This is a genomic window from Paenibacillus sp. CB74 (assembly GCF_055687625.1).
Map to the genome: position 1 here is coordinate 2,929,376 of NZ_CM146009.1, position 13,358 is coordinate 2,942,733.

Here is a 13,358-nt window from a genome sequence, read left to right on the forward strand (position 1 = left end):
ACATTCGGTTTGAACCAAGGAGGAATAACTGAAGTGATTGAAAACCAACCATCTTCTAGCCATTCCATGGAATCTAGCTTGCCCGTTCTGCAGATTCCACTGGATTTTGGGCGACGTCAACAATCATTCTCTTATCAGTCTGCTCAAATCACATTACATGATTCTCTGAGCCGTGATCTTAAACAGAAGTTTGGAGAACAGATGGTGTACCCGGTACTCCTCTCAGCTTATGCAGCCTTGTTATACCGATTGTCAGCTGAACAGGAACTTGCCATAGGTATACTTGCCCCCGATCAGGCAGCTTCCTATCTTTCTTTACAGATTCAGGGTAAATTGACCTTCAACCAACTATGTCATCAGGTTTCAGAGCAGCTCAAGATTGAATACACGTTGCAAAACGGTGGATACCCTGAAACGTTGTTCATGCTGAATAGCGTACAGTTGCCTCAAGCACCACAAATATTAAATTGGAATGTTCGAGATGATGATCGGAACATGCTCATCCTTGATCTGTTCTATGATAGTTCACTGTTAAAAGAGTCTACCGTGCTGAGATATGCAGAATATTATCAGACTCTTCTACTCGCCCTCGTTCGTGACGGTGAGAAAGCGATCGGTACGGTGGATATTCTTTCCGCCTCAGATCGATTGTTATACCGGGAGATGAATGATACTTCCGTGCTTGAACCAGAGAATCAGACGGTCCATGGCTGGTTCGAAGCAACAGCAGCAGCATATCCGGATTCGCCCGCGATAACATCACCATCCCAAAGTTATACGTACAGAGAATTGAATGAACGAGCGAATCAGGTTGCACGCGTTCTGTTATCCAATGGATTGCAGAAAGGTGAATTCGTCAGTATCTTTATGGATCGAAGTCTGGAGACCATCATCTCCCTGCTGGGTATTCTAAAGGCAGGGGGTGCATATGTTCCAATTGACCCTGAGCATCCAAAAGAACGTAACAGTTATATTGTGGAAGATACGGCGTCTTCATTCGTGCTGACAACGGAAGCCTCTTTTGCACAAGCTACCAGCTTGTTCTCCAGTATAGCTACGGTCCGTCAGATTCTCTCTGTTGATGGTCGTCTAGCCGGATTTGCAGCAAGCAACCCCAATCTGGATATTCAGCCAGATGATCTTGCGTATATTATCTACACGTCAGGGTCGACCGGTAAGCCTAAAGGGGCACTGATTGCCCACCGGGGTGTAACCAACCTTGGCAGTGTGGTTCAACGTGATTGTGACATTCAACCAGGTGATGTATTAACCCAGTTTGCTACATACAGCTTCGATGCATCCGTGTGGGATACCGTTGGCGCCTTGTTCTATGGAGCAGAATTATATCTGTTGTCTGCGGAAGAACGTGTATCTGTTGAAGAATTCGCAAGTGCAATTGAACGGACAGGAACAACGATCATTACGATCCTGCCTACGATTTTCTTCAATCAGCTTGCTTCCTATCTATCCGATGAAGGTTTCCACAAGCTGGCCAAAGTCAGAATCATTACTGTAGCCGGAGAAGCGCTCTATGGTGAACAGGTTCGTGCCTTCCAGCGTAAATTTGGAAACCAGATTGATATTGTTAATGTATACGGACCTACCGAATGTACAGTAGCCACAGCCACTCACCGCATCAGTGAGCAGGTTCCAGAACATGTGGTGAACATCCCCATTGGTAAACCGATTCATAACTACAAAGTCTACATTGTGAATGAAGAACAACAGCTCTGTCCTGCTGGTGTACCTGGTGAAGTATATATCGCTACCCCTGCACTGGCCAAAGGTTATCTGAATCAGCCAGAACGTACAAAGCAAGCATTCATTGAGAACCCTTTTGCAATAGGTGAAAAAATCTACAAGTCTGGCGATATTGCCAAATTGCTGGATACCGGGTTACTGGAATATGTTGGTCGCAGTGACTCACAGCTAAAAATTCGGGGACACCGCATTGAGATCGGCGAGATTGAAGATCACTTTGCACGGCTTGATCAGATTCAGAACGTTGCGGTCATTCCAAAGAAAGAATCGGATGGACAGAATATGCTGGTTGGGTATTTTACATCAAAAGATGGCAGTACCCTTTCTGTTTCCGACATCAAGGCAGCACTGACCGCGAAACTTCCTTCTTATTTTGTACCGAAGTGGATCTGTCAGTTGGATGAAATGCCGATTGCACCGACTGGAAAAATCAATCGCAAAGCGATGGTATCCCTGCCTCATGTGGAACGACATGAAGACCGCCCTGACCGGGTTCTGCCGGAGACAGAGACGGAATCCATTATCCTAGATGCATGGAAAGAAATTCTTCAACACGACGACTTCGGTGTCGAAGATAGCTTCTTCAATATCGGTGGTGATTCACTCCGTGTCATTCATGTACTCGTCATTCTGAAGCCACATTACCCGCAGCTAAAAATTGCCGACTTCTTTGCCGAGAAAACAGTCCGTGCTCTTGCTCGTCGCGTGGAAGTACTGTCTCAAAGTACAGCAGAAGTAACGCATTCGGCGGTGACGGATGACATGATCACACAATTATCCGAACACCCTGTGGAACTTGCGTCCCAGTTGGGGTATCCGCTCATTCGTGAACCTGAGCATGTGTTACTGACCGGAGCCACCGGTTATCTGGGTTCTCATGTGCTTCAACAGTTAATTCTGAATTCCAGTACACGAATCTACACGCTGGTCCGTCGGCCATCCAATGGAATAACTGCAATGGAACGTTTGACTAACGTGCTGGAAGGATATTTCGGCAAACAACTGACTGATCAACTATCTTCCCGCGTGGAGATTATTGAAGGGGATCTCGAACAACCTAATCTCGGTCTTTCAGCTGAACAAACGGCTTATGTCCATGAACGAATTGATCGTGTCATCCACTGTGCAGCAGACGTACGTCATTTTGGAGATGCCGATCAGTTCGCCAAAACAAACGTGGAAGGAACGGTCGCCTTGCTGGATCTGATTCGTAGCAAACCTGGGGCCTCCTTCCACCATGTATCCACGATGGGCATTCCGGAAGATCTCGCACTCAGCGGACAATGGGAATCCTCCCTGCAATATGATCGGTTCCCGGCTGACTTGCATGTGGACAACCTGTATTCGGACAGCAAGCTTGAAGCCGAGAAAGTACTCATGATGGCGGCCGAGGAAGGTGTACCTGTCAGCATTTATCGTGCAGGTAATCTAACTTGCCACTCGGAAACGGGACGCTTCCAGTCCAATATTGATAGTAATGCCTTCTATCGCATGATCAAAGCCATGTTATTGCTTGGCAAAGCGCCTGCGGCTGACTGGATGGTTGATTTCACACCGATCAACTATGCAAGTGAAGCCATTGTTCATCTGGCCCTACGTCAGGATACAGCCGGCCGTGTGTTCCACATCTGTAACCCGGAGCCGATCCGCTATGATGAGCTGATCCGTTCTGTGAATCGGGCTGGTTACAATGTCGAGACACTTCCTTTTGCCGAGTACACCCGTTGGTTGTTCGATGCCAGCATCAGCAAGGAGCCGGAAGCTCTTCAGTTGGCTATTGCACAGCTTGAAGGCGACGGAGCGAAGGATTCAGCTTATGTCTATGCTTGCCCTGTCACAACGGCTTATGTGGAACCTGCCGGAATCTCATGTGCGAAAACAGATGATCGATTCATCTCCGTCATGTTAGACTACGCTGTTCAGATTGGGTATTTCCCCGCCGCAATTCGGCGCCAGTATGGCACTTCAACAGCAATGGAGTAAGTCCACTCTAGCATCAACCTGATTAATATATATAGGCACACAGAGAAAAGCCATCTTATCGTCATTCACTGACGATAAGATGGCTTCTTCACTTTGCATTCTGGGCATTATTTTATATCCAGCGAATGATTGCAATGACGGCGAGGTGAGCTGGATAGAAATAGCGCCAGATCCAACGTGGCCCCTTCATCCGGAATCCTGCTTGGTAATACTGAGCAACAGCAATACCAGCGGTGGCCAACACGCTATACATTTGCACAGAGCTATGATGCAGCAGAAGATATAGTGCATTTAACACAACATGTGCCATAACAAGCACAGGACCTTGGAAATAACGGAATAACAGAACTAATAACAACCCGTACATTCCGTAATCCATTTGGCTAATTTCCATGAACCAACCTGCCCCAATGACGATTGGAATACCCAGTAGACGGGATGGTAGTTTATCGATAACGAATAGAACCAACAGGGCAGACCACAATGTCCATACCACGTTCAGAGAATAATGATTAAACGCAGCCATGAACGGTACCTGTGATATTATCGCAATCCAGAACAGACGCCATATGTATTTTTGTACATCTCGTGTATGTTTATAACCGATATACACTGCAAAAGCATAGATTGGAAAAGCGATACGACCTATAATTCTCAACTCTATAATATGTGGAAAAAAGACAGCCCCTATATGATCAATTAACATCGTGATCATGGCAATCCACTGCATCATGTTGCGACTCCCCTCCCTCGTTCCCTATTACGGGTCTGCCATTCATTTATATCATGCGCTTTTTTGAGCACCCTCTTATACATTAAGTTCATAATACATGAATTTGGTATCCTGTGCATATCCTTCGGATTCATATAAAGCTTGCGCTTGCGTGTTAGTTAACTCAGTAGAAAGTGATATACGAAGAACTCCACGCTCAGATGCCAATTGCTTGGCTGCTTGCAACAGTTTCCTTGCAATGCCTTTCTGACGATAATCAGGATGCACATATAGATCATTAAGCACCCAGATCGGCCCCATCGATACCGAACTGAAACTGGGATACAGCTGAACGAATCCGGTACAACTCAAGCCATGCGAACTTGGCATACCATTACAATCATCTTTCCCTTGATCACTTTCCACATCGGTTTCTGCTACCAAAATCACCGAGTCATGGCGTTCCATTCGTTCTTTAATATACTGACGTGCCGCCTCAATGTCAGCATTCTGATTGTAGAACACCCTGTACTCATTGAACAGTCGACCCACTTCATTGCATTCTGGAAGACCAGCTTGTCTGATTCGTTGCTGCACTTCACTCAACTCCTTTAATTGGAGACCAACGTCTCATCCTTTGTGATCTTTATATTTTAAAATAATCTCTTCTCTTTCCCCATTCATCATCTGTATCAAAGTTTGTAGTATCTTGGGCATTGAGCTGAATATTCGTTCGTCCATGCCAATTCTGAACATTTTGTTATACTGCCTTGTTATTGGCAAAAATAAAAAGGCGACCAAAGCATCGGGTGCTCCGTCGCCGTAAATATTCAGTTCGATTCAGCGTTCTGTTGTTGCTGACCAGGATCAGCATCAGGAAAAATGACGCCTTTCTTCAGAATCAGATTGGCATATTGTGCACGCTCACCCGTTGCAACAATCACATAGGCATTCGAAGCACGTTTATAAAAATCAAATCGCTCTTCATGATCCAATGCATCCGTGATGCCTTCATATTCTTCAATTAAACGGCGATAGTCTTCCCATATGATCGGTACCACCTGATCCCCTTTTACAACCTGCATGACAGCAGCGGGACGCTCAGCATAGGTATCCAGTGGGTATAATTGCAGGATGGCTTCCAATAGTTCGACAACTCCCAGTGCATCACAGCGCACCAGTCGCTTGGCATGACTCGCTGCCGGGAAATTGCCGTCAGCCAGAACCAACTCGTCCCCATGCCCCATTTCAGACATAATTTTGAGCAACTCTGGAGGAATTATTGCAGGGATATTTTTCAGCACACACAGCTCTCCTTGGTCTTCTCCAACAGCGGTTAGAGGAAATTGGTTTTCTCCATTCTTCAAAAGCACGATGAACTTGCATTGAATCGAAGCGGTTTCATTACCATTCTAACAGTATTTTTTAATCCATGCATAGTGTTCCGGCTTGACTGATATGGAATATTTCATTTTGACAAAAATACTTGTTTCACATATAGTTGTTATAACAACTAATTGATTCAGAACTTTTTATGATGGAAAGCGAGGTCTCGTTATGGACTACACACTTGAGCAGTCTGTCGGCTTCATGTTGGGTTTCACGCATCGTAAAGCGGTAGCCCTACTCGCAATGCGATTCAAACCTTATGATATTACAACAGAGCAATTTTCTGTGCTGTTTAATGTTGACCGTGGGGAAGGTGTGAATCAGAAAGAACTCGCTTCACGTGTCTTCAAAGACCAGCCCACCACAGCCCGGATTATTGATCTGCTTGAGAAAAAGGGTTTGGTAGAACGCCGGACCAGTGAACACGATCGCAGAGCCTATCTGTTATACCTCACCAAGGAAGGCAAAGCGTTAATTGATGTCCTCGTTCCGATCGAAAGAGAAATGAATAAAGAACTTGCTGAAGGTATATCCGAAGACCAGATGGAAGCATTTAAACATACTCTTTCCCTCATTAATCGCAACTTGTAAGAATCACAACTCAGGGGGAATACGTCATCATGAAAGAACAATCTACACAAGTTAGGCTATGGACCACCGATTTTATTTTGCTAATGCTATGCAACTTTTTGTTATTTCTACAACTGCACATGATCGTCTCACCACTTCCGTCTTACGTTCAGGAGCGATTTCACGCTAATGCATTTGAGGTCAGCCTCTTCACCTGTCTGTTTGCACTAAGTGCCATTGCAGCCCGTCTCTACTCCGCGAAAGCACTGGAGAAGGGTCTTCGTAACGCCATGATCTATATCGGCCTCTCCGTAGCCCTGCTGGCAACGCTCGGCTATTATTTTGCTGCGGGCATAGCCGTGCTCTTGTTGCTGAGAATGTTATTTGGTATCGGGTTCGGTATGAGCAGTACCGCTTTTCCAACGATGGCCTCGGACATTGTGCCCGTCAAACGAATGGGTGAAGGCATGGGTTACTTCGGGCTATCGACTAGTCTGGCTATGTCTATGGGACCCATCATAGGGGTGACCCTGCTCCAGGGTGCCGGATTTGTAACCCTGATGTTATGTACTGCTGGTGTTCTCGCTGTAATCTATCCACTTAGTTACACGCTGACCCGTAAAAAAGCCGCCAGAAACAATAACAGTGAACGTATCATTCCACAAGCTACTACAAGTGATTCAGGATCCAACCCAAAACAAAAGACACCGTTCAACCGCAAGCTGATTCTGCCCAGTGTGCTGAATTGCCTGTTATCCATCACCTATGGTGGGCTCGTCGGATTCATCGTCTTGTATGGCAAGGAAGCCAATCTGGCCAATCCTGCGCTGTTCTTTTTGTTTAATGCACTCGCCGTGTTATTGGTTAGACCCTTTGCAGGACGAATCTATGACAATAAGGGTCCAAAAGCACTGCTGATTCCAGGAGCAATCTTCATTGCTGCCGGACTCATTCTACTCTCATATGCATCCTCCATGTCAGTCCTGTTCATTGCTGCCTTTTTATACGGGATAGGCTATGGTTCCATGCAATCGTCTCTGCAGACCTGGATGATTCAAGTCGTATCTCCTTCTCAACGTGGCATGGCTAATGGCATGTTTTTGAACTCGCTGGATCTGGGTATTGCGACAGGTGCGCTTCTTCTTGGCGCCATTGCGGCCATAACGAGTTATACCGATATGTACCGATATTCCGTGATGTTTATGATTCTGTTCTTGCTTATATATCTGATTCAGGGAAAACGAAGCGGCAGCTTCTCCATAGAAGCTCATGCTCTGCTCACTCTTACTCATATCCCTGCAACGGATTCACCTCAAGATCAAAAGGACTCATCTGGAGCCATCCCCACCGAAACTAGCCAGTCAGATAAAAGCAAACACGACTGATTGGTTACAATCATTCTGAACATAAAATAAAAACGCGTTTACACCGAGAAAGCAAATCATCCGCTTTCTTAGACGTAAACGCGTTTTTTTATTGGAACAGATCTGAATATTAAATCGACTTAAGACAGCCCGGAAATGAACGTAGCATACAGGACCTTCAATTTAAAGTGGACTTTTCTTGCGCCTTATCGGGGCATAACCACTACTTGTCTCCATTCGATCGATGTGCCGTTCCTGTTTCTGTCCGCTTCCTGAAGTAGGTTGGTCTCCTTTATCCGGCTTAACTGCGAATAATGTAAGTAGTCCTCCTACAGCTGCAGAAGCAGCAAGCACACCAAAAAGCAAAAAATGTTGTTTGCCAATGAGCAAAGAAACAACAGGTGGGCCGAGTGATACACCGATGAATCGCATACTACTGAACAAAGCCGTAATCGTACCTCTCTGCTTCTTGTCCACACCTTCTGTAATTAGAGCATCCAGACATGGTAAGGTTGCCCCTATTCCCGCACTTCCCAATGTGAATAGACCCACGACTACGTAGATATTATCGAAAACGCCAATAACACCCAGCGAAACGGTTACAAGAATAAGTCCTGTGAAACCAAGCCACTTCATGCGAGGTTTACTCTTTCCAATCCACTTCCCTGCGAAAAAGGAAAAAAGACACAGTGCCGCTAGTGGAATGGCAAGTACGAGACCTTTAACAATGCCCTTCATGGCGAACTCGCTCTCCAATGTCTCGGATAGATAATAAAGCACACCAAAAAGAATAAACATACAAATTCCACCGATCGCAAACAAGGCGTACAACCAGCGTCCTTTTTCTTTTAGTACATCCTTAATGGAAGCCACAAATTCTGTAAAGGTGGGCGGTTTTTCTTTTTTCTTTGGTGTTTTCACCAAGAATATAACCAGGATCAGCGACAGAACACAGAGTACGGGAATAGCCATAAAAGGTAGGTACCATAACCAAACAGCCAGTGCTGCTCCCAGAATTGGACTTAACACTTTACCAAATGTATTCGAAGTTTCAATGATTCCCAGGCTTTTAGATACCTGATCTTCATCATTGAACATGTCCCCAACCAAAGGAATCACAATCGGGAATGCCCCCGCTGCTCCGACCCCCTGCAATAACCTGCCACCTAATATGGTCCAGTAGGCTATATTTCCGCTTAACATCCATGCAGCCACACCAGCTACAGCTCCCCCAACGGCTGCAATGATGAGACTCGGAATAATGACTGCTTTTCTGCCAAAACGATCAGACAAATACCCTGCAAGAGGAATAAGCAGGATGGCAACTACAGCGTAGACTGTAATGAGCATACTGACCTTAAATGCAGATACCTTCAACTCACGTTCAATCTGTGGCAGGATCGGTATAAGCATGGAGTTACCCAAGGTCATAATTAAAGGGATGGAAGCAAGTGCGACGAGGTCCCACTTTTTATCGTTCATACCACAACCACCTTTACAGATTCTACACACAACAGCATTATTGTGCTTGTTTCGGAGGTTGATTATTCAGGACATGCTGGATGTTACCGCTTGTTCACACAAATAAGCTGCCTGCACATATTAGTGCATGACAGCTTATTTGGCTCATAATGTCTAGAACTACACCAATCTAAAGTGGCGTAACGCTGCTCCACCTTTGAAAATAATATACAGCTCATTCACCTGATGTGACGCCTCAAGCGAACACTGGACCGTTGTCCACTTGATATCTTTCCCATTCACACTGCCTCCGGGTCCAGAAACCACACACACACCGAGCAGTTCGCCCTTCAATCCTCCAGAACGAATCTCCAGTCTGCCCTCTTCCCCATAAGCTGCCACTCTGGCTTCAAATCCTTGTATGTCCTGAACAGCGTTATTGTTGAAAGTGATCCAGGATGACTGACCATCGCGATACAAAGGTTCTTCCCGGGTGATTGCCCGAACTGCCGAACGTCCTTCCAGACATTCATCCAACAGAACACCTCTACAAGCATCGTAATTCTCGGCAAAGGTAAGCATGTGCAGCGGACGATCAGGAATCGTCTCACCTTCAATCTGAATATCTGCCGACTGGCGTATATCGGCGGAAGAACGCCCTGCCAGGATGGCCCAGGTCGCTGTCTCCAGGCAGTATCGATCTCGGGTAACATCCCATAGCGCCAGCTTCTGAACAGAAACCTCGAAACCTATTGTAACACGCGTCCCTGCCTTCACATGGATACGACGAAAAGCAAGCAGTTGCTTCTGAGCACGCTTCACTCGCGAGGTATATGAAGATCCATAGATTTGCACGACTTCATCACTATCACGTTCACCTGTATTGTGTATCTCCACTTCAATCTTCAAATGATCTGTGTTGGTATCTTCCACCGGGGCACTACGACTTACACGAATCGCCTCGTATTCAAACTCCGAATAGGTCAGGCCATGACCAAATGCATATTGGATCGGTCCTTGATGATACATATAGGTCATGCCATTCTGAATAATGTCATAATCCATGATGTCAGGAAGCTGGGATTCATCTGCATACCATGTCATGTTCAGTCTGCCTGCCGGGGCATAATGACCTAACAGCACATCCGCAAGCGCATTACCCAATTCCTGACCTGCATGTGTCATATATACAATTGCCCGGGCAATACCTTTCAACTCCTGCAAGGCAAATGGATAACTGCCCATAATGACAACCACCGTATTGGGATTAGCCTCACACACGGCTTTGACAAGTTCGACCTGATTCGGCGGAAGCAGCAGACTCGGGCGGTCGATTTCTTCTTTGCCATTGATGTACGGGCTGTTGCCAACAACAACGACCGAAGCCTGACTGTCACGTGCTGCTTCTACGGCTTGTTCTATTCCGCGTGCCACAATGTCGATCTCAAAAACCGCTGGTTCTGCCTGTGGTGACACTGGCGATAAAGCAGAATGTCCCTGATGTTCGCTCATTCCAACGGGAATACTGTTCCACGTCCGCAAGATGTTGCTGCCGTCCGACTGGGTTTCGAATTGAACAACTTCCTTTACAAACCAGCCACCAATCTCTGGTGCGTTTGCCTGATAGACGCCTTGCTCGGTCAAACTAACGTATCGATGATTGTTCACACTTCTCAGCGTATGACTTCCCGAGCCCCAATCCTGATGTACAAACTCGGCGGCTGTAGGTGCACTGTCCTCCGGTACGGCGACGAGAATACCTTCCGCTTCCAAGGAAATAACCTGTCCGTCTGCTGTCTTCAACTGAATACGGTCATTTCCATCTGTATACGTTACGTCAGTTTGGGGTAACCGATTACGTAGTCCATCGAGGACGGATACACGATAAGGCAGCGTGCCACTGTACCAATCGGTATAGACCACATCGGCAAGTGGTCCAATGACACTGATCTTCTGTAATGCTTCCGGCTTCAAGGGAAGTAATCCATCATTTTGCAGTAAAACAATGGATTCGGCAGCGGCACGATAACTGAGTTTGGCATGCTCCGGTGCACATAGTACCGACTCAGGTATAGACGCATAGGGGTTGCGTCCGGATTGATCCAGTTGTCCGAGACGCATCCGTACACCGAAGATGTTACGAATCGCTCGGTCCAAATCAGCTATCTCCAACAGCTCCTGCTCAAGAGCATCTTCCAGAGCAGATACGACTAGATCAACCTCATCCGTAAGACAATCCACTCCTGCCTTCAACGCACCTGCTGCGGATTCGGCATGACTGGTGTGATAACCATGATAGTTCACTGTCTGAGACAGATCCCCTCCATCACATACAATAAAACCTGGCATCGCCCACTCACCCTTAACCACATCATTCACATATGGACTCTCAATGGCAGGTGTACCATTGATGGAATTGTAAGCTGTCATCATGGACAAGGCACCGCCTTCCACAAATGGTGTCTCAAAGGCTTTTAAATAATATTCCCGCAGATTCCGCGGATCGATGCTCGATGAACAATTCAGCCGATCTTTCTCATTATTATTGGCAAAAAAGTGTTTCAATGTCGCGACCATTTTCAGATAAAAAGGATCATTTCCCTGCATACCTTTGACGAGAGCTGCCGACATTTCACCCGTAAGGACCGGATCTTCGCCATATCCCTCTTCCGTTCTGCCCCAGCGAGGGTCACGTTCAAGGTCAACCGTCGGTGCCCACAAGGTTAACCCGTGAACTTCTGGATTACGGTGATGGTATGCCCTCGCCTCATCGCCAATGACTGAACCAATCTCTCGCATGAGTCTCGTATTCCAGGTACTTGATAGACCGAGCGGTTGCGGAAATACCGTTGCCTCCCCTTTCCATGCAACCCCGTGGGCAGCTTCGCCCCCAACGTTGTAGGCTGGAATGCCCAGTCTTGGTACAGCCGCTTCGCGAGTAGGTATTAGTCTGATCTTCTCTTCCGTTGTTAATCGTGCAATCAGGTCATCCAACCGTTCCTCAAGTGAACGTGATGCATCCCACATCGGGTATTGATGATACTCCTTCATCCTTCATTCCCCCTGCGAATTAGTGATGTGCAAGTTGCTTCCATTGCTCCAGTAAATCCAGCGTACGCTGGCGATACTTCTGACCATCTTCAGGTTGATTGACCTGATGTTCATGAACGTAAGCATTAAAATATGATGACAGTATTCGGTATGCAAGTCGCCGTGCCTGTCCTTCTGGGGACGGGTCCAGTGGATGATCATATCCCTCATGAAAAGCCACCGATTCTGTCGACAATATGGCTTCATACTCCCTGTCGGCAAACATGGAACGATCTCCATCAATGATGGCCGCAATGTGTAGCTCACCCTTTTCCTCATGAACAAGCACATTCGCTTCCCACAGGTCATTATGAACCAGTACCGGACGGGTCACCTGATCAAATAAGTCTTTATTTTTCATGAATATAGCTGCAATCTCTTCCCCCACACCTGGCATATAATCGGCTTGTGCCGCTTTAAGTGCCGTTTCTTCAGCAAAAGAGTGCAGCACCTCAGACCATTGGTTCGAGCCTTTAATCGTCCCATCTCCTTGTGGCCAGCCAAACGATGCACCCTCGATCTGATGCATGATGGCGGTATACGCACCAAGCTGATGATACAATCGCTCTTTGTCCATGCCTGAAATCGATGCGTGATCTAATTGCTTACTGGGAATAAACGTCATAAACATGTACGTTCTTGGAATGATGGACCCGCTATCATCACAGGCGATAATGTTTGGAGCAGGAATGCCTGTCTTACGGTAGTATTCATACACAATCGGTTCAGCTGCCATCATCGTACGTTCGAACGAAAAGAGGGGATCACTCGCAGAACCGGCTGCCATCTCTCCCCGCTCTGGAGCCAAACGTAAAATCACATCCGTATGGGATGCATGATCAAGTTGAATCCGATAGGTTGTATTGAAAAGCCCTCCTTGCAGGAGTGCAAATCCCTTCACTTTGGTATCGCTTCCAAAAGTATTCTCTACCAATTGATGCAGCATCTCAGCCGATATCGTACAGTGTAAACCTGAATTCATCATACTCATTTCATTCAATCTCCTATCATTGTAGACAAACAGACGG

The 13,358-nt window shown here is 46.5% G+C and carries 9 protein-coding genes; 3 read left to right on the plus strand and 6 right to left on the minus strand.

Translation table 11 applies throughout. From position 1 onward, the window contains the following. Positions 1-66: 66 nt before the first annotated feature. Entirely contained in the window at positions 67-3,744 is a 3,678-nt protein-coding gene (locus ACX9NY_RS12935) for a non-ribosomal peptide synthetase family protein (RefSeq protein ID WP_472479288.1), read from the plus strand. A gap of 112 nt (positions 3,745-3,856) precedes the next feature. On the opposite strand, the gene ACX9NY_RS12940 is transcribed toward ACX9NY_RS12935, so the two are convergent. From ACX9NY_RS12940 to ACX9NY_RS12950, 3 genes are all read right to left on the minus strand, one after another. Then, positions 3,857-4,477: a TraX family protein gene (locus tag ACX9NY_RS12940; protein ID WP_472478766.1), complete on the minus strand. Its 621-nt coding sequence runs from the start codon at positions 4,475-4,477 to the stop codon at positions 3,857-3,859. Positions 4,478-4,552: 75 nt separating this feature from the next. Then, the gene (locus ACX9NY_RS12945) at positions 4,553-5,053 is read right to left on the minus strand and encodes a GNAT family N-acetyltransferase (protein ID WP_472478768.1); all 501 of its coding nucleotides are present in this window, start codon (positions 5,051-5,053) and stop codon (positions 4,553-4,555) included. Positions 5,054-5,286: 233 nt separating this feature from the next. Further along, a complete protein-coding gene (locus ACX9NY_RS12950; RefSeq protein ID WP_339241332.1) occupies positions 5,287-5,760 on the minus strand; it encodes an RbsD/FucU family protein in 474 nt (157 codons plus the stop codon). 253 nt (positions 5,761-6,013) lie between these two features. Between ACX9NY_RS12950 and ACX9NY_RS12955 the strand changes: the two genes are divergently transcribed. Both ACX9NY_RS12955 and ACX9NY_RS12960 read left to right on the plus strand, forming a co-directional pair. Then, positions 6,014-6,436 carry a MarR family winged helix-turn-helix transcriptional regulator gene (locus tag ACX9NY_RS12955; RefSeq protein ID WP_339260350.1) on the plus strand — a complete coding sequence of 141 codons (423 nt, stop codon included), beginning with the start codon at positions 6,014-6,016 and terminating at the stop codon, positions 6,434-6,436. Positions 6,437-6,465: 29 nt separating this feature from the next. Beyond that, positions 6,466-7,800: an MFS transporter gene (locus ACX9NY_RS12960; RefSeq protein WP_472478770.1), complete on the plus strand. Its 1,335-nt coding sequence runs from the start codon at positions 6,466-6,468 to the stop codon at positions 7,798-7,800. Between the two features lie 162 nt (positions 7,801-7,962). Here ACX9NY_RS12960 and ACX9NY_RS12965 read toward each other — a convergent pair whose 3' ends face one another. The 3 genes from ACX9NY_RS12965 to ACX9NY_RS12975 form a co-directional block, all read right to left on the minus strand. After that, positions 7,963-9,261 carry an MFS transporter gene (locus ACX9NY_RS12965; RefSeq protein ID WP_472478772.1) on the minus strand — a complete coding sequence of 433 codons (1,299 nt, stop codon included), beginning with the start codon at positions 9,259-9,261 and terminating at the stop codon, positions 7,963-7,965. 159 nt (positions 9,262-9,420) lie between these two features. After that, complete coding sequence (locus ACX9NY_RS12970) at positions 9,421-12,291, minus strand: glycoside hydrolase family 3 C-terminal domain-containing protein (RefSeq protein WP_472478774.1); 2,871 nt, start codon at positions 12,289-12,291, stop codon at positions 9,421-9,423. Between the two features lie 19 nt (positions 12,292-12,310). Beyond that, positions 12,311-13,321: a phosphotransferase gene (locus tag ACX9NY_RS12975; protein WP_472478776.1), complete on the minus strand. Its 1,011-nt coding sequence runs from the start codon at positions 13,319-13,321 to the stop codon at positions 12,311-12,313. Positions 13,322-13,358: the final 37 nt, after the last annotated feature.